Origin of the sequence: Tautonia plasticadhaerens (assembly GCF_007752535.1) — a bacterium.
Taxonomy (GTDB): domain Bacteria; phylum Planctomycetota; class Planctomycetia; order Isosphaerales; family Isosphaeraceae; genus Tautonia; species Tautonia plasticadhaerens.
Map to the genome: position 1 here is coordinate 2,453,917 of NZ_CP036426.1, position 23,484 is coordinate 2,477,400.

The 23,484-nt window shown below is 69.6% G+C and carries 12 protein-coding genes; 5 read left to right on the plus strand and 7 right to left on the minus strand.

Annotated features, from left to right (window positions below; translation table 11 throughout):
- Window positions 1–41: 41 nt before the first annotated feature.
- From ElP_RS09570 to ElP_RS09580, 3 genes are all read left to right on the plus strand, one after another.
- The gene (locus ElP_RS09570) at window positions 42–1,532 is read left to right on the plus strand and encodes an efflux RND transporter periplasmic adaptor subunit (RefSeq protein ID WP_145268719.1); all 1,491 of its coding nucleotides are present in this window, start codon (window positions 42–44) and stop codon (window positions 1,530–1,532) included.
- A gap of 19 nt (window positions 1,533–1,551) precedes the next feature.
- A complete protein-coding gene (locus ElP_RS37775) occupies window positions 1,552–4,878 on the plus strand; it encodes an efflux RND transporter permease subunit (protein WP_197446842.1) in 3,327 nt (1,108 codons plus the stop codon).
- Between the two features lie 143 nt (window positions 4,879–5,021).
- On the plus strand, window positions 5,022–5,921 hold the full coding sequence (locus tag ElP_RS09580; RefSeq protein WP_145268721.1) for a cation diffusion facilitator family transporter: 900 nt from the start codon (window positions 5,022–5,024) through the stop codon (window positions 5,919–5,921).
- A gap of 78 nt (window positions 5,922–5,999) precedes the next feature.
- Here ElP_RS09580 and ElP_RS09585 read toward each other — a convergent pair whose 3' ends face one another.
- The 7 genes from ElP_RS09585 to ElP_RS09615 all read right to left on the minus strand — a co-directional run bounded on the left by ElP_RS09585 (window position 6,000) and on the right by ElP_RS09615 (window position 19,070).
- Window positions 6,000–8,381 carry an arylsulfatase gene (locus tag ElP_RS09585; protein ID WP_145268723.1) on the minus strand — a complete coding sequence of 794 codons (2,382 nt, stop codon included), beginning with the start codon at window positions 8,379–8,381 and terminating at the stop codon, window positions 6,000–6,002.
- A gap of 721 nt (window positions 8,382–9,102) precedes the next feature.
- Window positions 9,103–9,858, minus strand: a complete 756-nt coding sequence (locus ElP_RS09590; RefSeq protein ID WP_197446843.1) for a sugar-binding protein — start codon at window positions 9,856–9,858, stop codon at window positions 9,103–9,105.
- 207 nt (window positions 9,859–10,065) lie between these two features.
- Complete coding sequence (locus ElP_RS09595) at window positions 10,066–11,715, minus strand: hypothetical protein (RefSeq protein ID WP_145268726.1); 1,650 nt, start codon at window positions 11,713–11,715, stop codon at window positions 10,066–10,068.
- Window positions 11,712–13,067 carry a DUF1501 domain-containing protein gene (locus tag ElP_RS09600; RefSeq protein ID WP_145268728.1) on the minus strand — a complete coding sequence of 452 codons (1,356 nt, stop codon included), beginning with the start codon at window positions 13,065–13,067 and terminating at the stop codon, window positions 11,712–11,714. Before ElP_RS09600 ends, ElP_RS09595 begins: the two co-directional genes overlap by 4 nt.
- A gap of 50 nt (window positions 13,068–13,117) precedes the next feature.
- Window positions 13,118–14,770 carry a DUF1553 domain-containing protein gene (locus ElP_RS09605; RefSeq protein WP_145268730.1) on the minus strand — a complete coding sequence of 551 codons (1,653 nt, stop codon included), beginning with the start codon at window positions 14,768–14,770 and terminating at the stop codon, window positions 13,118–13,120.
- 96 nt (window positions 14,771–14,866) lie between these two features.
- The gene (locus ElP_RS09610) at window positions 14,867–17,893 is read right to left on the minus strand and encodes a hypothetical protein (protein WP_145268732.1); all 3,027 of its coding nucleotides are present in this window, start codon (window positions 17,891–17,893) and stop codon (window positions 14,867–14,869) included.
- A gap of 346 nt (window positions 17,894–18,239) precedes the next feature.
- Window positions 18,240–19,070 (minus strand): sugar-binding protein, encoded by an 831-nt coding sequence (locus ElP_RS09615; protein ID WP_145268734.1) that lies wholly within the window; start codon window positions 19,068–19,070, stop codon window positions 18,240–18,242.
- Between the two features lie 725 nt (window positions 19,071–19,795).
- Here ElP_RS09615 and ElP_RS09620 point away from each other — a divergent pair.
- Complete coding sequence (locus tag ElP_RS09620) at window positions 19,796–22,168, plus strand: DEAD/DEAH box helicase family protein (protein WP_145268736.1); 2,373 nt, start codon at window positions 19,796–19,798, stop codon at window positions 22,166–22,168.
- Between the two features lie 26 nt (window positions 22,169–22,194).
- Window positions 22,195–23,415 carry a restriction endonuclease subunit S gene (locus ElP_RS09625; RefSeq protein ID WP_231749606.1) on the plus strand — a complete coding sequence of 407 codons (1,221 nt, stop codon included), beginning with the start codon at window positions 22,195–22,197 and terminating at the stop codon, window positions 23,413–23,415.
- The last annotated feature ends 69 nt before the right edge of the window (window positions 23,416–23,484 follow it).

A 23,484-nucleotide genomic window follows, 5' to 3' on the forward strand; every position in this document is an offset into this window, starting at 1 on the left:
CGCGGTCCGTCGACCGTCCGATTCGACCGGGGATCCGTTCCATGACGTTCTCGAAGAAGATCCCGCCGGGCCTCCTCGCGGGGCTGCTGCTGGGGGCTGCGCTCGGCGCCGGCTCGCTGTTCTTGATCCGAGGAGGACCCGGCACCCCGCCCGACCCGGGTGGGCACGGGGGGCACGACGAGGGGGGACACGCCCCCGGCGTCGTCGAGTTGCCGCGGGAGCAATGGATCCCCGCGGGGCTCCGGGTGGAGCCGGCGGAGGAGGGCGACCTGACGCTGGTCCGGGCCGTGACCGGCAGCGTCTCGGCCAACGAGGACCGGCTGGCCCACGTCTACCCCGTGGTCGAGGGGATCGCCCACGAGGTCTACGTCCGCTTCGGCGACCGGGTCGAGCGGGGGGACGAGCTGGCGTTGATCGACAGCCGGGAGGTGGGCCAGGCCAAGCTCGCCCTGGTGGTGGCCCGCCAGGGGGTCCGGATTGCGTCGGTCAACGACGAGTGGGCCGCGACGATCCACCGGAACGTGAAGGACCTCATCGAGGTCCTCGACGGGGAGCCCCCCGTCCAGGAGGTGGTCGGCCGCTTCGAGGGCCGGCCGATGGGCGAGTATCGGTCGCAATTGCTCTCCTCCTACGCCCGGTTCGTCCAGGCCCGGACGGAGTTCGATCGCGACGCGGAGCTGAACCGGCGGGACGCCCTGAGCGAGAAGGCGTACCTGCAGACCAAGGCCGAGTTCGAGACGGCGCTGGCCGAGTACAAGGCGGTGATGGAGCAGGCCGCGTTCACCTCCGAACAGCACCGGCTCCAGTCCCAGCAGGCCCTGGAGCAGGCCCGGGTGGCGGAGGGCTCGGCGCGGTCGGCCCTGATGATCCTCGGCTACGACGAGGCGGAGGTCGATGCGATGGACCCCCTGGGGGAAGGGGAAGAAGTGGCGCATGCCACCGTCACCGCCCCGTTCTCGGGGACGATCACCGAGAAGGACGTGGTGATCGAGGAGCGGGTCGGCCCGCAGAAGAAGCTGTTCGACCTGGCCGACCTGTCGACCGTCTGGGTGCGGGCGGACATCTATGAGAAGGACCTGCCGCTGCTGGCGGGGCTCCAGGGCCGGACGATCCGCTTCCGGACCGAGTCGTACCCCGACCGGGACTTCGAGGCGGAGGTCTTCTACACCGGGGACCTCGTCGACCCCTCGACGAGGACCGTGCGGCTGGTGGCCGAGGCCGACAACGCCGATGGGCTGCTCAAGCCGGGCCAGTTCGCCACTGTCGAGCTGCCGGTCGGGGTGGCGGGGGGGGTGTTGCGGGTGCCGGAGTCGGCGTTGCAGGAGGGCGGGGGGGAGTCATACCTGTTCGTCCACCTCGGCGGAGATCGGTTCGAGCGGCGGGACGTGGCGACCGGCCGCCGGGTGCCGGGGGAGGCCGTCGAGGTGATCGGGGGGCTCCGGCCCGGGGAGCCGGTGGTCGTCTCGGGGGCCTTCGCGCTGAAGTCGGCGATGCTCCTGGACGCGTCGGGGGAAGCGGGCCACGCACACTGAGCCGGAGGAAGCCGAGGCCATGATCGACCGCATCATCGTCGCATCGCTCGACAATCGGCTCATCGTCCTGCTGCTGGCCGCGTTGCTGGTCGCCGGGGGGGTGGGGGCCGCGCTCCGGCTGCCGATCGACGCGGTGCCGGACGTGACGAACGTGCAGGTCCAGGTGCTGACCAACGCGCCGGGCCTGGGGCCGGTGGAGGTGGAGCAGTACGTCACCTTCCCGGTCGAGGCGGCCATGAGCGGCCTGCCCCGGGTGGAGGAGGTCCGCTCGGTCACCCGATTCGGCCTCTCCGCCGTGACGATCGTCTTCGAGGAGGGGACCGACATCTACTGGGCCCGGAACCTCGTCGACGCCCGGCTCGGCGAGGCGACCCGCGGCATCCCCGAGGGCTACGGCGAGCCTGAGATGGGGCCGATCTCCTCCGGCCTGGGGGAGATCTTCCAGTTCGAGGTCCGGGCCGAGCCGGGGTACGACCACGACCTGATGGAGCTGCGGTCGATCCTGGACTGGCAGGTCGCCTTCCAGCTGAGGAGCCTGCCCGGGGTGGTCGAGGTGAACGCGTTCGGCGGGGAGCTGAAGACCTACGAGGTGCAGCTCGACCCGTCGAGGCTGCTCCACTACCGGATCCCGCTCAACGACGTCTTCGAGGCGCTCGAGCGGAATAACCACAACCAGGGCGGCGGCTACATCGTCCACGACCGGGAGCAGCGGATCGTCCGGGGTGAGGGGCTGATCCGGGATCTCGACGACGTGGGGGACATCGTCCTGGCCAGCCGGGAGGACGGCACCCCGGTCCTCGTCCGGGACGTCGGCGAGGTCCGCTTCGACCCCATGCTCCGCCAGGGGGCCGTCACCCGGGACGGCGAGGGGGAGGCGGTCATCGGCATCGTGATGATGCTCATCGGCGAGAACGGCCGGGTCGTGGTCGACCGCGTCAAGGAGCGGATCGCGGAGATCGAGGGCTCGCTGCCGCCGGGGGTCGTCATCGACCCGTTCTACGACCGCACCGACCTGATAGGCCGGACGATCGCGACGGTCGTCGAGAACGTCAGCGGGGGCGCCCTGCTGGTGGTGGTCATGCTGCTGCTGCTGGTGGGGGATCTGAGGGCCGGGCTGATCGTGGCGGCGGCGATCCCGCTGTCGGCCCTGGGCATGATCCTGGCGATGGAGGCGCTCGGCGTCTCGGCCAACCTGATGAGCCTGGGGGCGGTCGACTTCGGGATCATCGTCGACGGCGCGGTGGTGGTGGTCGAGAACTGCATCCGGAGGGCCGGCGCCTACGCGGCGGCCCACCCCGAGCGGCGGTCGGTGCCGATGCGCGTGTTCCGGCAGGCCTCCAAGGAGGTGGGCCGGCCGGTGCTGTTCTCGGGGCTGGTGGTCATCCTCGTCTTCCTGCCGGTGCTGAGCCTGAGGGGGATCGAGGGCGCGATGTTCCGGCCGATGGCGATCAGTTTCATGTCGGCCCTGGCCGGGGCCCTGGTGCTCTCGGTCACGGTGATGCCCGTGCTGGCCTCGCTGCTGCTGGCCGGCCGGGTGGCCCGGAGGGAGACGGCGCTGGTCCGGGGGGCGAGGGCGGCCTACGCCCCGGTGTTGCGCCGGGCACTGGACCGGCCCTGGCTGGCGGTGGGGTCGGCCGGGGTGCTGCTGGCGGTCGGGGCGGTGATAGCGCCGGGGCTGGGGGCCGAGTTCATCCCCCGGCTCGACGAGGGGGCGGTCGCGTTCCAGGCCTGGCGGCTGCCGAGCGTCTCGCTGGAGGAGTCGATCGAGGGGACGACGAACGTCGAACGCGTGCTGATGCAATTCCCCGAGGTGGACACGGTCGTCTCCAAGACCGGCCGGCCGGAGATCGCCACCGACCCGATGGGCGTGGAGATCAGCGACATCTTCGTCATGCTCCACCCGAGGGCCGAGATCTCCCCGCTGGAATGGCCGCTGGTGGCGCTGGGTCTCCGGGAACGGCCCGTGCCGCGCCGGACGACGACCCGGAGCCCCGCCGACCTGCGGGAGGTGATGCGAGCCGTGCACCGGGAGATGACGGGTGAGGCGGAGATCCCCGAGGCGAAGGACGGGGAGCTGCTCGAATGGGCGACGGAGATCTTCCGGGACTTCGAGCGGCGGAACCTCCGGCCCGGGAAGGACCGGCTCGTCGACGCGATGGACCGGCTGCTGACGCGATACGTGCCGTCGAACTCATTCAGCGACTCGCAGCCGATCGAGCTGAGGGTGCAGGAGCTGATCTCCGGGGTGCGCTCCGACGTCGGGATCAGCCTCTACGGGCCGGATCTCGGCGTGCTGGAACGCAAGGGGGACGAGATCGTCGCCGCCGTGGCCGGGGTCCCGGGGGGCGCCGACGTGAGGGCGCAGCGGATCGCCGGCCAGCCGAACATCCGGATCGTCGTCGACCGGGACGCGCTGGCCCGGTACGACATCAACGCCGCCGACGTGCTGGACGCCGTCTCCGCGATCGGCGGCAACGTCGTCGGGCAGGTACTCGAAGGCCAGCCGAGGTTCCCGCTGCAGGCGCGCTACGCGCCGGAGTACCGATCGGACCTGGAGGCGCTCCGGCAGATCCGGATCGCCGACCCGCTGGGCCGGCAGATCCCGCTGGAGCAGCTGGCCGACCTGTCGGTCGAGGAGGGCCCGGCCCTGGTGACCCGGGAGGCGATCCAGCGCCGGCTGCAGATCGAGGCGAACGTCCGGGGCCGGGACCTGGCCGGGTTCGTGGCCGAGGCCCAGCAGGCCGTCCGCTCGGGGGTCGACCTGCCGCCGGGCTACGTCGTCTCCTGGGGGGGGCAGTTCGAGAACCTCCGGGAGGCGGCCGGCCGGCTGGCGATCGCCGTCCCGGTGGCCCTGCTGCTGATCTTCGCGCTGCTCTATGCGACGTTCGGGTCGCTCCGGCTCACAATGTTGATCTTCTTAAACGTGCCGATCGCCGCGACGGGGGGCATCCTGGCGCTCTGGCTGCGGGGCATGCCGTTCTCGATCTCGGCGGGCATCGGGTTCATCGCCCTGTTCGGCATCGCGGTCATGAACGGCGTGGTGCTGGTGGAGCACGTCCGGGACCTGCGTCGGGGGGGGGCCGACCGGCGGGAGGCGGTCTTCGGCGGGGCGATGGACCGACTCCGGCCGGTGCTGATGACGGCGACGACCGACGCCCTGGGGTTCCTGCCCATGGCGCTGTCGACCGGCGCCGGGGCCGAGGTGCAGCGGCCGCTGGCGACGGTGGTCATCGGCGGCGTGGTCACCTCCACAGTGCTGACGCTGGTGGTGCTGCCGGCCATCTACCACTGGTTCGAGCCCCCCGAGCGGCCGGCCGAGGGCGAGGAGGGGGACGAGGATGGATAATCCCAATCTCCGGCCGCCGTCCCACCCGGGCCGGTGGCCGAGGGAGACGGCCCCGGCCCCGGCCCCGGCCGTGCCGGGGGGGTCGCCGAGTGTGACGAGGGGGCGGGCCGTCCGCCCGATCGACCTGGAGGGGGGAGCGGTTGATGGCACATTCGCATGACCACGCGTCGCCGAGTCACGGCCGGGCGTTCGGGATCGGGGTGGCCCTGAACGTGGCCTACGTCGCCCTCGAGGCGGGGTACGGGTTCTGGGCGAACTCGCTGTCTCTGCTGGCCGACGCCGGGCACAACCTGGGCGACGTGCTCGGCCTGCTGCTGGCCTGGGGGGGGTACTCGCTCTCCCGGATCCGGCCGACGGAGCGGCACACCTACGGCTGGCGGAGTTCGACGATCCTGGCGGCGCTGTTCAACGCCCTGATCTTGCTGGTGGCCGTCGGCGGGATCGCCTGGGAGGCCATGCGCCGCCTCTCCGAGCCGATCGAGCCGTCGGGGACGACCATCGTGGTCGTGGCGGGGATCGGGGTGTTCATCAACACCGCGACGGCGCTGCTGTTCCTGAGGGGCCGGGCGCGGGACCTGAACGTCCGGGGGGCGTTCCTGCACATGGCGGCCGACGCGGGGGTGTCGCTGGGGGTGGTGGTCGCGGGGCTGGGGATCCGTTGGACCGGGTGGGCCTGGATCGACCCGGCGAGCAGCCTGGTGATCGCGGCGGTGATCTTCGCGGGCACCTGGGGCCTGCTCCGGGAGTCGGTCAACCTGGCGATGCAGGCCGTCCCCGAGGGGATCGACCCGTCGTCGGTGCGCGACTTCCTCTCCGGCCAGGTCGGGGTCGAGGACGTGCACGACCTGCACATCTGGGCCATGAGCACGACAGAGGTCGCGCTGACGGCGCACCTGGTCAAGCCCGACCCGGCCGGCGACGACGCGTTCCTCGCCCGGGTCGCCGGGGGGTTGCACGACCGATTCGGCATCGAGCACGCCACGATCCAGCTGGAACGCCGGCCCTGCGGCCCCTGCCTCCTGTCGGGCCCGGGGGCCGGCTGACCCAACCGTCACCGGGTCGGTCCCGGGGCCTCCTGGGGGCCTTCGGCCTGCCGAGAGCCCCCGAGATGACCGCGGGGGTCAGTCGAGGCTGATGGTGACGGAGTCGAGACGGCCGGTGAACGCGAAGGGGAGCGGGTAGTCGTCGACGACCGGGGTCCCCGTGTCGAACCCGACATCCAGGGTCTCGTCCAGCGTGACCCGGTTCGGGAGGCTCCGCTCGATCCGGCCCTCGCCGATCCTGGTGTCGTCGGCGAAGAGGGTGACGGTGGCACCGGCGCCGGGGTCGTCGGAATCGGAGACGTAGACCATCCGGAGGGTGACGTCCCCGGGCGGGACGGGCTCGTCGGATGCGACCTGGTAGCGATCGACACCGGCGAGGTTGTAGTGATAAACGAGCATTCCTCCCTTGAGGAAAAGGCCGAAGCCGGCGAAGCGCCCGCCGAGGGTCAGGAGCATCCCCTCGGCTCCGCCCTCGGGGATGGTGACCCGGGCGGAGAACGTGTGGTCGGCGTGCTTGAGGTCGGGGGTCGCTCCCTCGGGCAGTCGGAGGCGATTCGGGTAAGTGAAGGTGGTGCGGCCCTCGGTCAGGCTGGGGCGGTTAGCCACGTCCAGGCGCTCGGTCTTGCGGTCGTCCAGGGGCAGGACGTCGTACTCGGCGGCCTCGGCGAAGAAGAGCTTGACCAGTTCCTGGAGCTTCTCGGGTTGCTCGTCGGCGAGGTCGACCGCCTGGCTGAAGTCCTCGTCGATGTGGTAGAGCTCCCAGGGGGTGTCGAGGATGTCGCCTTCCCGGCCGGCGGTCTGCCAGGGGACCCCGAACCGGCTGCAGGCGAGCCAGCCGTCGTGGTAGATGCCCCGGTTGCCGACCATCTCGAAGTACTGGGTGGTGCGGCGGCTTTCGGCGTCGGGGGAGTCGAAGGTGTAGGCCATGCTCACCCCCTCGATCGGCTTCTGGGGGATGCCGTTGACCACGGTCGGCTCGGGGAGCTTGCACGCCTCCAGGATCGTCGGGACGACGTCGATGGCGTGGTGGGACTGGGTCCGACGCTCCCCCATCGCCTCGAACCCGGCGGGCCAGCGGACGACCAGGGGATTCCGGGTGCCGCCGAAGTGGCTGGCGACCTGCTTGGTCCATTTGAAGGGGGCGTCCATGGCCCAGGCCCAGCCGACCGGGACGTGAGGCTCGCTGGTCGGCCCGCCGATCTCGTCGATCCGGTTGATGGTGCTCTCCAGGCCGAGCTGGACGCCGAGCAGGCTGGCCAGCTCGTTGAAGGTGCCCTCCAGGCCGCCCTCGGCGCTGGCGCCGTTGTCGCCGACGAGGTAGAGCACCAGGGTGTTGTCCAGCTCCCCGGACTGCTCCAGGCTCTCGATCAGGCGGCCGACCTCGTGGTCGGTGTGGGCCATGTACTCGGCGTAGTTCTCCATCAGGCGGAGATAGACCTTCCGCTCATCCTCGGTGGTCTCGTCCCAGGCGGGGATTTCCTCGGGCCTGGGGGTGAGCTTCGTGCCGGGGGGGATCATGCCCAGCTCAAGCTGCCGGGCGTGGGTGAGTTCGCGTTGGCGGTCCCAGCCATGGTCGAACTTGCCCTTGTAGGGGCCCCGCCAGTCGGCCGGGACGTGGTGCGGGGCGTGGACGGCGTCGGTGCTGAAGTAGGCGAACCAGGGCTTGTCGGGGTCGGCCGCGTCGATGTTCCGGGTCCAGGCGATCGCTTCGTCGACCAAATCCTCGGTGAGGTGGTAGCCTTGCTCCGGGGTGGAGGGGGGCTCGACGGGGACGGTGTTGCGGTAGAGCGTCGGGTAGAACTGGTGGGCCTCGCCCTGGTTGAAGCCGTAGAACTCGTCGAACCCCAGGCCGGTCGGCCAGCGGTCGAACGGCCCGGCGGGGCTGATCTCCGGCTCGGGGGTGTTGTGCCACTTGCCGAACATGGCGGTGGCGAAGCCGTTTTCGCCGAGGATCTTCGGCAACAGGGCGGTACTCCGGGGGATGATCCCGGTGTAGCCGGGGTAGCCGGTGCCCATCTCGATGATGACCCCGGTGCCGACGCTGTGGTGGTTGCGCCCGGCGAGCAGGGCCGCCCGGGTCGGCGAGCAGAGGGCCGTGGTGTGGAAGCGGGTGTAGGAGATGCCGTTGTCGGCGAGCTCCTGGAGGTTGGGCGTCTCGACCGGCCCGCCGAAGGTGGAGCACATGCCGAAGCCGACGTCGTCGAGCAGGATCAGCAGGACGTTCGGGCTCCCCGCCGGCGCCTCCACGGGCCGGGGATAGCTGGGGGTGGACCGCTCGAAGGTCCGGCCGATCTTGCCGTCGAACCGGGGATCAGGCCGGGGGAGCCGCGTCCCGTCATCCGGCAGGGAAGGGGCACCGGGTTCCTGGAGCGTCCCCCCCTGGGAGTCAACCAGAGGCCGCCACCCAGCCCAGGGTCGAGCTGACCGCGAGGAGCGAGATCGGGAACAGGAGTCGCGCATTCGTGATGGGATGCTCGAAGGAGGCTGCGGTACCTGGAACGGGAGGGACGGCCGGATTCATCCCCTCGAAGAGCCCCATTGCGGATCGGACACCGGGTCGGGTTCAGACGCATTCCTCCAGCGAAGGAGCGCGGCCGGCAGCTCATCAATCGGGATCGCGAGGATGTTCGACCGTGAATGAGCACCACGTTCGTGCCCGCTGCAATTCGCATCGGGGTCATCCCGCCCTGCAGTCGGATGGGGCGAACGGTGCTCGGAGGCACGGCACGCGGCTCGGGCCGAGGGACGTGGACCGATCGCATTGCTTCGCGATCAGTTGTATATACCGCCTAGGTGAAGGGAAGATCCAGGAGAAACCGAGCGATCGACGGATCCATCCGGATGAAGGCCCGGGAGAGGGCTCGACCATCGTCCCGAGACGACTCACGACGGCGTGTCGGGACCGAATCGGCCCGCTGCCGACCCGGGGGGGCCACCCGGCTGTCAGCGTCATGACGAACACCCTCGTCCCTCCTCGGTGCGATTGCTGCGGTTTGGCGACCACAGACATGACGGGAGGGCCGGGGTCCCTTCAACTCCCGATTCATCGAACATCTGTCAGATGCGGCAAAGTGAAATTACAAGATGTCCCGACAATCTAATTGGTGGCAGGTCGACGATCGGTACGCACCGAGCTTCGACCGCGGGACGCCGTGTTCGTCGCCTGGTCCTGCCCCGGATCTCAGTCGGACCCGAGCACCAGCTCGCCGATCGATCCGGCGTTGAGGAACCTCGGCCCGCTGTAGCCGGGGCACCAGGAGACCCAGGCGGATCGGGCATGCTCGGGCTCGGCCTCGGCGGAGTCGGTGATGGCGGGCACGTCCTTGTCGACGACGACCACGTCGAAGCCGATGCGCTTGCCGGGGACGAGGTCGGTGGGCCGGTCGGGGTAGCGATCGAATACCTGGAGGGCCCACTCATAGACGGTCACGTCGCCGTCTCGGTGGTACTCCATGCGGGTCCTGGTCTTGGCGATGTCCCCCCAGTTGAGGATCGGGTTGACCGGGTCTCGGTCCTCGCCGGAGGTGCGTGTGATCCCGTAGACCGGCCCCTCGCCGGGGACGCCGAGGTACTGCTCCATGGGGACCTCGGAGGCGTCGACGACGTCGTTCCGGCCGAAGACGACGTCGACGGGGATCGTCGTGTTGGAGAAGAGGCCGTCGAGGTAGATCTCCACGGCATCGGTGTCCCAGTAGCCCTTGTGGCCGACGACGACGCGGTCGTCCCGGACGATGACGGCCAGGTAGATCAGGTCGTCGTCCGGGTCGTAGGCGACGGAGAAGACCGCGCTGAGATCGGGGCTGGTCGCCAGCTCGTCCTCCTCCACGCCGTTCTTGCTGTAATTCAGGTCGTTATCGAGCATGTTCCGGATCGGGTGCAGCTCGATCGTGTCGGGCCAGTCGGAGAGGTCGCCGTCGATGATGATGCCGGTCAGCACCGGCGCCTCGACCGAGGCCCCTCGGGCCGGTGTCTCCACCGGGGCAGCGACGGCCGGGGTCGCCTCCTGGGCCGCAGCCGCTCGCGCGAGGGGTACGCTCGCGGGGACGAGGCACAACAGGGCCGCGCCGAGACACCGTGATCGTTCGATCATGAGAACACTCCCCTGGGAGACACGGTCGGTGCGGGGCAGGGCGCCGGCATCGGCTCAGCGGACGGGGCGGGCGGCGTCCTCGGCGGACAGGAGGCCGTCGCCGTCCCGGTCGAGCCCGTCGAACAGGTCGAGCGGCCCGAGGAACTCACGCCTGGAGACGTCGCCGTCGCCGTTGCGGTCCATCCGGGAGAACCAGGACGGGACCCCGTCCTTGCCCGAGGGGGAGGGTCGCCCCCGGGACGACGCGACCGAGAACGCCTGGTTCGGGGAGCGCCCGGGTCCGAGGCCGACGCTGAATCGGTAGCGACGGGGGAACTCGTCGAGGACGACCGCGCCGTCCCCGTCCCGGTCCCGGGCGGAGAGCAGGCCGGGGACGCCGAGCACCTCCCGGAGGCTCAGGCGGAGGTCGTCGTCGGGATCCATCGACTGGTAGACGGAACGGCCGAGGTCGGAGATCGCCGGGGAGAGCCTCGAGGCGAAGGCGGCCTCATGCATGTCCAGGTACGACACCAGCTCCGACCGGGAGAGGGTGTCGTCGTCGTCGCGGTCGGCGGCGTCGAAGAGCTGCGAGACGATGTTGCCGTTGCCCGACTCCGATCGATCGAGGGAACCGCTGTCGTCGGCGTCTCCGCTCTCGAAGTTCTGGAGGAGGAAGCTGCGAAAGTCGTTGTAGCCCGAACTGGCGGCAAACTCGACGGCCACCGGGCCGAGGTCGAGCACCTGGGGCGAGTCCGAGGGCGGGCCGAGCCGGTCGGCGATCGATTCGGCGGCGGCGACGCGCTCGAATACCATCGGCCCGCGGGCCCGGCCGGGGGTCGACAACTCGACCTTGAACTCCACGTGGGGGGCCGGGTCTTCGAGCCACCGGGCGAGGCCCGACGCGTCGAGGGGATCGGTCGACTCGACCGGCAGGCCGAACTCGCCGGGGTCGAGCCGCCCGTCGCCGTCCCCGTCGTAGCGATCGAGCAGACGGCCGGCGATCTCGGCCCGATCCGAGGACTCGTCAAGGACGACGAAGGGGTGGTCCGAGGGCGGGTCGACGGAACTGTTCCGGATGCCGAAGAATTGCCGGGTGTTGGAGGAGTAGGGGTCCATCTCGTCGAGGACCACCCACTCGTCCTGGTCCCGGTCGAGGGCGACGAGCCGGTCCGAGGCACGGGCGATCTCGTCGTCGTCGAGGCGGCCGTCGCCGTCGCGGTCGAGGTGCTCGAATGGGCGTTCGGTGCGAGGGTCGGGGGGCGAGCCGCCGGAGATCGTCAGCGGCTCCACGCCGAGCGCCTCCCGGACGTGGCGGCCCAGCTCGTCGGGAGAGACGCGGCCGTCGCCGTCGGCGTCGGGCCCGTCCTCGCCCCTCGAGGTGGTGGTCCTCCCTCCCTGGTCGAAGGGCTGATCGGCGAACAGCTGTCCCCAGCTCCCGCCCCCGACCTCCTCGGGGGAGAGGATCCCGTCGCCGTCGGCGTCGAGGTAGGCGTGCAACCGGACGATGAACTCGCCGAAGGCCAGGCGATGGCCGACTCCCCCGACCGAGATGCGGTAGCGGACCACGATCGGGTGGTCGTCGGCCATCACGACCAGATCCAGCACCTCGTCGGCCGGGGACACGGCGAAGAGGGTGTCGGGGAGCTTTTCGGCGAGCAGGACGCCGCCCGGGCCGGCGACGGCCAGGGTGAGCCAGGCGGCGATCGCGGGGATGGCCCGATTCATGCCAGCACCTCCCGGATCGGCTTGGCCTCGGGGTCGACGAACCGGATCGGCCGGCCGAGGTTGGACATATTCTGGGCCATCGGGTCGAGGCCCATCGCCAGGCAGGCCGTCGCCAGCAGATCGGGGACGGCCACCGGGCGGTCCTCGACCTCCGTCCCGTCGGCGGTCGTCGAGCCGATGACCTGGCCCCCGGCGATGCCCCCGCCGCCGACGACGGCCGACCAGGCGTTGGGGTAGTGGTCCCGGCCGTTGCTGCCGTTGATCATCGGGGTGCGGCCGAACTCGCCCATCCAGACGACCAGGGTGGACTCGAGCAGGCCCCGGGCCTTGAGGTCCTCCATCAGGGTCGCCCAGGCGGGGTCGAGGACCTCGGAGAGCCGGCGGACGGCCTCGAAGTTGTCCTGGTGCGTGTCCCAGCCGAGGATGTTGTTGCCGTCGACCCCGTTGAGCGTGACCTCGACGAAGGGGACCCCACGCTCGACCAGCCTCCGGGCCAGCAGGCAGCCCTGACCGAAGGTGTTGCGGCCGTAGGAATCCCGGAGCAGGTCCGGCTCGTCCTCCAGTTCGAACGCCTTGACGGCGTCCGAGCGCATCATCGTGACGGCGTCCTCGTAGGCGGTCCGGTGGCTGTAGGCGGCGTCGCCGGGGCGGAGGTCGAGGAATGGGTCGCGGACGTCGGCCAGCAGGCCGAGGCGGGCGTCGGCCCGCCGCAGATCGACCCCGGCGGGGGGCGACAGGTCCTTCACCTTCAACGCCTCGGCGCCGTCGCCGCCGGGGACGACGCGGCCGAAGTCCGACTCGCCGACGATCAGCGGCGCGAAGCGGTGGCCGAGGAACCCGGGGGCGTAGGCGGCGGGATTCAGGCCCCGGAACGGGGCGATGCTGACGAAGCCGGGGAGTTCCAGGGTGGGGTCGGCCAGCTCCTTGCTGACGAGCGACCCGAGGGTCGGGTAGGCGATCGGCCCGGTCGGCATGTATCCCGTGCGCAGGTGGTAGGAGGCCCGGCCGTGGTCCCCCTCCTTGGTGCTCATCGACCGGATGATCGCCAGGTCGTCCATCTTCCGGGCGAGCTTCGGCAGGTGCTCGCTGATCCGGATGCCCGGGACGGTGGTCTCGACCTCCCCGAAGGGGCCGCCGTTCTTGTGGCCCGGCTTGAGGTCGAAGGTGTCCATCTGGCTGGGGCCGCCGTTCATCCAGAGCAGGATGCAGGAGCGCCGCCGGGCGGGGTCGGAGGCCGAGCCGGCGGCGAGCGCCTCGATCCAGCCGGAACACGAGACGGCCGCGGCGCCGAGGGCGCCCATCCGCATCCACTGGCGACGGGTGACGGGCAGGTCTCGGAAGGGGCGATTCATGGCCGGGTTCCCGGGGGACGATGGGGAGGGGGAGGGGCTCGGGGGCGTGTTCAGTGGTTGAAGGAGAACTCCGGGCTGTTGAGCAGGGCCCAGAAGACGTCGGCCAGGGCCCGCTTGGGGTCGAGCGTCGGGCCGCCTCGGTCGACGAACCGGGCGAGGCGGTCGAGCTCCTCGTCCCGGGGGGGGCGGCCGAAGGCGGCGAGGTAGAGGGCCTCGACCTTCTCCCGGGTCGAGAGGAAGTAGGAGTCGGCCACGGCGGCGAGCGTGCCGTTGCCCTGCGGGTTGACCGCGGTCTCGACGAGCTGGCCGTTCATCAGGGTCAGGGCCTGGAGGATGGTCGAGCGCCGCTCGGTCGGCGAGGAACCGTCCTCGGCGAAGCGTTCCAGCAGGTCCTTCCGCGGCGACGAGCCGCCGAAGACGAACGGGGGCAGCGGCTCCTCGCGTTCCAGGCCGGTGGCCCGGATCAGGCTCTCGTAGAGCTGCTCGGGGGAGAGGCCTCGGACGGGCATCCGGGCGAACAGCTCGGGGACGTCCTGGCCGGGGGCGTAGCCCGCGCTGGTGCGCTGGTAGGCGTCGCTGGCCGTGATGGCCCGGATCAGGAACTTCGGGTCGAAGCCGCTCTGGGCGAAGCGGAGGGCCAGCTCGTCGAGCAGCTCGGGGTGGCTCGGCGGGTTGATCGGGCCCATCTCGTCGACGGGGTCGACCAGCCCCCGGCCGAAGAACTGGGCCCAGAACCGGTTGGCGGCGGCCCTGGCGAAGTACGGGTTGTCGGGGGAGGTGACCCAGTCGGCCAGCACGGCGCGGGGCTCGTCCGCGTATCGCCAGCGGGGCCGGTCCCCGTCGAGGAAGGTGGCCTGGACGACCCGGTCGGCCTCGGGAATGGCGATCTCGGTGCGCCCGGGGATCTCGCGGCCCTGGAAGAGGGCCATGTCCGGGCTCCGGCGGTCGAGGCCGGAGAAGAAGGCGGCCAGGCCCCAGAACTCGTCGCGGGACCAGGTGGCGAACGGGTGGTCGTGGCACTGGGCGCACTCCAGCCGGATGCCCAGGAACAGCCGGGAGGTGCCCGCGGCCAGGGCGCCGGGGTCCCCCGCCTTGGCGGCCACGAAGCCGAAGGGGGACGGCTCCGGCTCCTCGCCGCCGAAGATCCGGTTCGTCTGCTGATCGTCCCCCAGGGGCACGGTCAAGAGATCGCGGACCATGTCGTCGTGGCCGGCCCCCTCGGCGAACTGCTTGCGGAGCCAGGGCTCGAACCCGATGGAGACGAGGCCGACCTGCTGGTCCCCCTCGGCCTCGGGGATCATCAGCTTGCGCCATTGCGTGCTCATGTTCGACACGTAGCCGGGGGAGTCGAGCAGCCGGTCGACGACCTTGCGGCGCTTCCCCGGGTCGTCGTCGAGCAGGAACGCGCGGGCCTCGGAGGCCGGCGGGATGGAGCCGGCGACGTCGAGCCAGGCCCGTCGGAGGAACTCGGCGTCGTCGGCGACCGGCGCGGGCTCCACCGAGACCTGACCGAGTCGCTCGCCGATCCGGCGGTCGATGACCTCGGCCAGCGCGTACGGGTCGGGGGTCGGGGCGGCCGCCGCCCCCGACGTCGGCGGCTCGCCCGGCCCCCGGGCCGGGTCTCCGGCGGCCGGGGCCGAGGCCGCGAACGCCCCGCAGGGGATCATGCCGAGGATCAGGATCGGGATCCGGAACCGGCTCATCGCGTGCCTCCCACGGGTCAATGATCGTCGAAGTTTCGCTTCGATTCGCTGCGATCGGGTCCGGGTCGACGGGCGACGGGCCCGAGCCGGGCCAATTCAGTGTCCTGGCCCGTCCTCGTCGGCCTCGGCCTCGCCGCTGCGGGCGGCGTCGAGGACCCGGAGGGCGATCCCCCGGAGGGCCTTGCCGAAGGAGGGTGAGGGGCCCCGGAGGTCCCAGAGGCGGACCGTCCCGTCCTTGCTCGTCGACACGATCCGCTCGCCGTCGGCGGAGAAGTCGACCCCGAGGATCAGGTCGTCGTGGCCCGAGAGCGCCACGGCCCGGCGCCCGGCGGCGACGTCCCAGAGGGTGACCTCCCCCTTGCCGTGGCCGACGACCAGCAGCGTGCCGTCGGGGGAGAACCGGACCGGCCTGGGGTTGGCGTCGCCGACCTCGAAGCTGGCCCGCAGGGAGGCGGAGGAGACGTCCCAGAGGCGGACCGTCCCGTCTCCGGAGGTGCTGGCGACCGTCTTCCCGTCGGGGGCGAAGTCGACCGCCCAGCAGTGCCGGCCGTGGCCGAGCAGGGTCGCCCGGGCCTCGCCCGACCCGACGTCCCAGATCCAGGCCGCCCCGGGACGGCCGAATCGCCAGTCCCCGACCGCGCCGGCCAGCAGCGTGCCGTCGGGGGAGAAGCGGACGGACTTGACCGGCTCCTTCGGCCCGTCGATCGTCCGGATCGCCGAGAAGGTCCCCAGATCCCAGAGCGTGACGGCGCGGCCGGCCGCCGTGGCGACCGTCGAGCCGTCGGGCGAGACGGCGACGGAGGAGATCGCGGGTCCCTCGCCCCCGAATCGCCCCCGCTCCGCCCCGGTCGCCACGTCCCAGGCGATCACCTCGTGTCCCTTCAGCCCGGCGGTCACCAGGGTCGAGCCGTCGGGGGAGTACGCGCCCGACCCCACGCCGGAGGAATGTCCTTCCAGGACCCGGATCGGCTCCAGGGTGCGGGCGTCTCGCAGGACGACCTTCGCGTCGTCGGCGCCGGTGGCGACCGTCCGGCCGTCGGGGGAGAGGAGGCCGAAGTGGACCTGGCCCTCGTGGTCCTCGGCCGTCGCCCGGGAGGAGAGGCGGGGCGGCCTGGAGTGCCAGAGCTTGATCTTCTTGTCGAAGCCGGCCGAGGCGAGCGTCCGGCCGCCGGGGGAGAAGGCCAGGGCCGTGACCCCGCCCTCGTGCTCCCGGTGGGATTTGGCGGCCGACTTCGAGGTGCCGCCGGCCTCCCGGAACTGGACGAAGCCCTGGTAGTCGCCGCTGGCGATCGTCCCGCCCCCCGGGCTGAGGGCCATCGCCCAGATCATCTCGTTGTGGGGGGGGAACTCGACCTGCTCCCGGAGCTCGTCCCCGTCGAGGTCCCAGCGCCGGACGGTGCGGTCCTCCGAGGCGCTCGCCAGCCAACGGCCTTCGGGACCGAAGGCCAGGGCCCGGATCGCCCCCTGGTGGCCGGGCAGCTCGGCGAGCTGCTCCCGGGCGTCGAGGTCCCAGAGCCTCACGACCCGATCGGCGCCGGCCGAGGCCAGCCGGGAGCCGTCGGGGCTGAAGGCGAGGGCCCGGACGGAGACCTCGCTCCCGGGCAGGGCGGCGACCCGGTCGCCGGAGGAGGCATCCCAGAGCAGGATCTCGCCGTCGTAGCCGCCGGTGGCGAGGGCGGAGCCGTCCGGGCTGAACTCCAGCGCGAGCACCATGTCCCGGTGGCCCTCCAGGACCGCCCGGGCCCGGCCCGAGGCGAGATCCCAGAGCCGCGCAGTGCCGTCGAAGCTGGCCGAGGCGAGGGAGCCGCCGTCGGGGGAGATCGCGATCGCCGTGACCGCGTCGTCGTGGCCGGAGAGGGAGCCGACGAGCCGGCCGTTGACGACGTCCCTGAGCGTGATCAGGCCGGTCTCCCCCCCGGCGGCCAGGGTCATGCCGTCGGGGGAGAAGGCCAACGCCAGGGTGATCTCCTGCCCCCGGGTCGGCCGATCGGTGGCACGCACCTCGGCCAGCTTCTCCGGGGGGGCTGCCGGGGCGGTCGCGTCCCAGACGGCCAGCGCAAAGGAATTCCCCCCCACGACCAGCCGCTTGCCCTCCCGGTCGAAGCGCAGGGCGCTGACCCAGTTCGAGCCGGTCTGGAACGAGGACCGCTCCCGGCCACTCTCGGCGTCGAACAGCTTGGCCGGCGAGCTGTCGGCCCCGCCCCCGGCCGCGACGAGGGTCGAGCCGTCGGGGGAGTAGTCCAGCGCCAGAACGGGCCGGACGCCGCCGGCGTTGAACGCGGACCGCTCCTCGCCCGAGGCGGTGTCCCAGGTCCGGATCATGCCGTCCCAGCCGCCGGTCGCCAGCGCCTTCCCGTCGGGCGAGAAGGCCAGGCCCTCGACCGTTTCGGTGTGCCCCTCCAGCTCGGAGCGCTGGCGACGACCGGCCACGTCCCAGAGGCGGGCGACCTTGTCGACGCCCGCCGAGGCGACGAGCGAGCCGTCGGGCGAGAAGGCGACCGAGAAGGCCGGCTCCCCGTGCGAGCCGAGCGTGGCGATCGCCCCGCCATCCTCCGCGCCCCAGAGCTGGACCTTGCCGTCGAGGCAGGCGGTCGCCAGGGTCGACCCGTCGGGGGAGAACGCGAGGCCGTTGACCCCGCCCCCGAACCCGGAGATGGTCGTTCGGACCTCGCCGGACCCGGCATCCCGGAGCGAGACCGCCTCGTCGAAGCCGCCGGTGGCGAGGGTGGCGCCGTCGGGGGAATAGGCGACGCATCGGATCCCCGAGGCCGAGGCGATGGCCCGCCGCAGGGTCGGCTTGCCGGAGGAGGCGTCGAAGTCATAGAGCCGGAGCCCCCCCGGCCCCTCCATCTTCGGCGGGACGCTCCCGGTGACGACGGCGAGCGAGCGGCCGTCCGGGCTGACCGCCACCGCCCAGACCCGACCTTCCTCCTCCCCCATCAGCTCGACCGGATCCCCATCGACCTCGAAGGGACCCGAGCCCGACAACAACCCTGCCACGAAATCCCTCGCCCGATCGACGGCCCGGTCCTGGGCCGCCCCCGCCGCCTTCGAGAGCCCGAACCCCTCGGCGGCGAAGGCGATCACGACCACCCAGGGCAGGAGCCCGAGGAGGACTGTCAAACCCGAGCCCGATGGGGTCGCTTGACCCGCCGACGACGACCGAGTCGACATGCCCATGTTCGAGGTCCTTGTTCCGTCGAGGTCCACCCCGATCGGCCCGCCGCCCCTCGCCCCCCACAACGACATCAGGCCGGGGGCGAGGCGCACTTCGGATGAGGAGGGGCCGATGCACACCCCGGAGGATCCGGGGTGATCGATCAACAACGGCGTCAGTTCTGTGACGATTGTCCCAGGCTAGGCAGGGCACACGCCCATGTCAACGACGTTTCCGAATGAATTCGTCGTCGGCGCCCGCGAATCATCCTACGCAACCCGAGGAGGCGTCGGCGGTGGCCGACGTGGCGCGTCATTCCTCGAAGACGAGTTCGCCGAGGAGGTCGGCGTTGAGGTGCTTCACGCCGTTCCACTGCGGGCCCCAGTAGATCCAGTCGAGCCGATTCATCTGGGTGGCGCCGCCCGGCCCGACCTCCCCCTCCTCCAGATCCTCGTCCGCCACGGAGACGTCGAAGCCGATCCGCTTGCCGGGCTCGAGCGTCGTCGGCCGGTCGGGATAGCGGTCGAAGACCTGGATGGCCCATTCGTAGATCGTGACATCCTCATCGCGATGGAACGCCATCCGGGTCTTCGTCTGCGTGACGTCCCCACCCGTCAGGACGGGGTTGTTCGGCTCCGGGAGGCCGTAGACCGGCCCGTCGCCCGGGATAGCGATGTACTGCTGGACCGGGATCTCGGGCAGTGCGATGTCCTCCCGGTGGGCGACCTGCCGATCGCCCCGGAGCCCGTCGACGAAGAGCTCGACCGCGTCCGTGGTCATGTTGCTGGTGCTGCTCGCGATCAGGGCGTCGTCCCGGACGATGACCGCCACGTACAGGAGCTGCTCCCCCGGGCTGTAGCCCACGGCGAAGGCCGCGCTCAGGTCGTCCGGCTCGACGAGGTCGGTGCCCTCCAGGTCCTCGAAGTTCTGCCGACTCCCGTCGTAGTTGAAGAGCTTGTCCAGCGAATGGATGGTCATCGAGTCCGGCCAGTCGGCCAGGTCGCCGTCGATCGTGATCCCCTCCAGCACCGGCGCGGAGACCGAGGGCCGCTCAACCGGCCCGGGACCCTCCTGCCGTGCCATTGCCCCCGTGGTCAACGCCGAGGCAGCCATCACCAGCACGGTCGCAGCGAGCTGTTTCATCGAGGACCTCTCCACCGGAAGGCATCATCGAGGGCTTTCATTTCGGAGGGCAATGCCCGGGCCTCGACGACAGGCCGCCTGGGAGGGCGACCTGCTCGGCCCCTGGACCTCGCTCTCAAGTTCCAGCACGTTATCCACGAGCCCTGACAACTGTCAAATAGAATCGCGAAGGCTCATCCGGGATTCCGGGGTGCTGGTCCCGGGGGAGTCCCTTTCGGGATAGACTCCGCCCGTTCGACGGCTCGGTTCGGCCCCCGGGACTCCGGCACCTGCTGCAAGTGGTGGGAGTGCCGGTGCCCCATCCCGGGCGACGGATGGCCCCTCAGCGGCGCGACCTGCAATGAGTCTCGGGCTGCTTCTTCGGCATGCGAAAACCCCCGGAACTCTGCACAGCATCTCTGCACAGGGTGTCCGGGGGATTTTGAGATCGCCGCAAATCGTTTCAAGGCTGAGTCGGGGCGAGCCGATTCGAACGGCCGACCTCCTGCACCCCAAGCGGCTCCGATCCGTCGGGTGAAGCCAGCGTAACCCCAACGGACAGCATGAGTTTAGCCGCCCTGATGCCCCTTTGCAACCCGATGCAATCGGTCCCAACTTGATGTGTTGCAACTCGGTAGCGAGAATGGCCTTGTGCAATTTGCATCCATGACGCTACCGGGCCGAATTCGGTAGCCTCCGGTAGTAGTTGGTGGCGGACGGAGGGGCCGTGCTAACGGTCGGGCGATATGGGACGGAGTGAAGTCGAGACCCGGACCAAGCTCATCGACCCGGCCTTGCACGCGCGGGGTTGGACTGAGGACCTCATCCGGCGGGAAGAGACGGCCGGGACCATCGAGATCATCGACGGGAGACCACGGAGGCGGGCCAAGGGGCGGGTAGATTACACGCTGCGGGTCAAGGTTGCACCAGACGCCCAGCCCGTCGCGGTCGGCTTGCTGGAGGCGAAGGCCGAGGACCTCCCGCCGACGCATGGCTTGGAGCAGGCGAAGTGCTATGCCATGAGCAAGCGGCTCAACGTGCCGTTCGTCTTCGCTAGCAACGGGCATCTTTTCGTCGAGTTCGACCGCTTCACCGGCCTGACCTCCGCTCCGCGTCCCCTGACCGCGTTCCCCGGCCCCGGGGAGCTGCAGGCCCGCTATGAGCAAGGCATGGGCTTCCGGCTCGACGACGACGCCGCGAAGCCGCTCGTGACGCCCTACAAGACCGGGGAGGGCTTCCGACGCTACTACCAGGATGCCGCGATCCGGGCCGTCATGGAGACGATCGCTAAGGGCGAGAATCGAGCCTTGCTGACGCTCGCCACTGGGGCCGGGAAAACGTTCATCGCAGTCAATCTCTTGCGACGCATCGCCGACGCAGGGCAGCTCCGACGGGCCCTATTCGTCTGCGATCGGGATGAGTTGCGCACCCAGGCGACGGCCGCGTTCCGGGCAGTCTTCGGGGCCGATGCCGCGCCCGTCGCGGGAGGCGAACCGCAGAAGAACGCCCGGATCCTGATTGCGACCTATCAGACGCTCGACCTCGCTTCCGATGAGGCCGACGCCAACTTCCTGACGGCCCACTACCCCGAGGATTATTTCAGCCACATCGTCATCGATGAGTGCCACCGTTCGGCATGGGGGAAGTGGTCCGAAGTGCTTCGTCGGAACCCGTCGGCCGTGCAAGTCGGCCTGACCGCGACGCCCCGGGAGATCGAGTTGACCGAGCGGAGCCGGGAGGCGATTACCGACGAACGAATCTCGGCCGACAACATCCGCCACTTCGGGGAGCCGGTCTATGAGTACGACGTCGGCCAGGGCATCGATGATGGCTATCTGGCCGCGTGCGAGATCATCCGGCGCGACATCTTCCTCGGGGACAAGCCCAGCAACGAACGGGAATCAGGCCTGGATCGGCCCGACCTGGCCGGGAAGGTCATCCGCGATGCGGTGACGGGCCGGCAGCTCTCGGAGGCCGAGACCCGGGACCGCTACTCCGCCGCCGATTTCGAGGCCGCTCTTCTGCTCCCCGATCGGGTCGAGGCGATGGCACGGGACCTGTTCGCGCATCTCCTGACCACCGGGGGGCCGGAGCAGAAGACCATTATCTTCTGCGCCCGGGACCGCCACGCCGATGCCGTGGCCATCGCGTTGAACAACCTCTATGCCGAATGGTGCCAGCGAGAGGGACGAGCGCGAGCCGATCCCTATGCTTTCAAGTGCACGGCCGCCAGCGGAGGGGCCGACTACCTGGCCGACCTCAAGGGCGCCGCGCGGCATCACTTCATCGCGACGACGGTCGACCTGCTGACGACCGGAGTCGACGTCCCCCCGGTCCGCAACATCGTCTTCTTCAAGTACGTCCGCTCCCCGATCGCCTTCCATCAGATGGTCGGCCGGGGGACCAGGATCGACATCCCCTCCGGCAAGCTGATGTTCCGGGTTTACGATTACACCAACGCCACCCGCCTCTTCGGGGCCGAGTTCCTGACCAGGTTCATCCCGGCGCGAGAGCCCAGCGAACCGCCGACGCCCCCCGACGGGCCGGGCGAACCGATCATCGAGGTCGAGGGCTTCGACGTCCGGATCAACGAGGCGGGCCGGAGCATTCTGGCCCGGATGGACGGGAAGACCATCCTCCTTTCGATTGAGGCATACAAGGATCGGCTCGCCGCGAAACTGGTCGAGGAGGCCCCGACGCTCGACGCCTTCCGCTCAACCTGGATTGACCGAACCACCCGCGCCGCGTTACTGTCTCGGCTCCCCGATGAGGGCCGCTCGGCCTCGGTCGTCCGCTCGCTGGAGCAGATGGGCGATTTCGACCTGTTCGACGTGCTGGCCGAACTCGGCTACGGCCAGGCCCCTAGGACTCGAGCCGAGCGGGCCGACGCCTTCTCCTACAAACATGACGAATGGCTACGGGGCCTCCCGGCCGACGTTGCCGCGACCATAAGGGCGCTGGCTTCACAGTTTGCGAGAGCCGGGACGGATGGTCTGGAAAACCCGCACGTCTTCCAGACGCCGGAAGTCATGCAGGCCGGAGGGCTGAACGCGCTAAAATCGGCCGGGCAACCAGCCGAGATGCTACGCGAAACAAAAACGAGGATGTTCACTGTATGAATTCTCGCAATGATAGAACAGACCTCGTGGACACGTGGAATGGAAAGGTCGAAGAATGGCCGAAGGTGCGATTCGGAGACGTTTGCGAGATAGTGGCTCGCCAAGTCGATCCGAAACTTGACCAATATGCGAAATTGCCACATATAAGCGGAGTCAACATCGAGAGTGGCACCGGCCGGCTGTTGTTTCTCAACACCGCCGCGGAAGACAAGGTCACCAGCAATAAATATTTATTCTATTCAGGAGATGTTCTTTATTCGAAGTTAAGACCATATCTTCGCAAGGCCCTTGCGGTCGATTTCCAGGGAGTTTGCAGTGCTGACATGTACCCACTTAGGGTCGATCGAGATTATCTGGATCCGGAGTTCACCGCATGGTTGCTGATCTCGGATTCATTTACGAAGTATGCGGATGGGGAGTCCCGTAGGGCTCGGATGCCAAAGTTAAACAGAGAGCAGCTTTTCAACTGGACCGCACAAATACCCCCTCTGTCAAAACAAAAAACAATCAACTCATACATTAAGTGGCAATTCGATAAATATATAAGATCACGAATGGCCGCCAAGGCACAGTTGGAAGCTGCAGAGACACTTCCCGCTGCCTACCTCCGCTCAATCTTCCAAGGTCCCGAGGCCGAAAGCTGGCTCATACTTCCGTTGGGAGAAGCCGGTGAGATCAGTTCCGGCATCACATTAGGCCGCCGAGTCTCCGATCGCGAGACTCGGCCAGTCCCTTATCTCCGAGTCGCCAACGTGAAGGATGGCCATCTCGACCTATCGGATGTCAACGAAATCGACGCAACCGAGGCCGAGATTGAGAAACTGCGACTCAAGTCCGGAGACTTGCTGCTGACGGAGGGAGGCGACGCGGACAAACTGGGACGAGGTACATTCTGGGAAGGCCAAATCCCAGATTGCATCCACCAGAATCACATTTTCCGGATCCGATTCGACCCATCGAGGTTCTGTCATCGGTTCGTGGCAGCACAAATTGCATCGCCCTACGGGAAAGCGTACTTCCTAGCCCATGCCAAGCAGACGACGGGTATCGCGACCATCAATCAAAAGGTGCTATCTGCCTTCCCCTTGATGGTCCCCCCTGTTAGGGAGCAGAAGCGAATCGCTTTGATGCTCGACGCCCGTCGGACGGAGGCCGAACGGGTCCACTCGGCCTTGGCCGATCGTCTCAAGGCTATCGAGAGGTTGCCAGCCTCGATTCTAAGCCGGGCCTTCATTGGCGCACGATGACTGTTGTTGGCTCTCCCGCACCTCTTCCCGCCAGGATGCGATTAGCCGTATGATCGGTTCTCTCGAAGG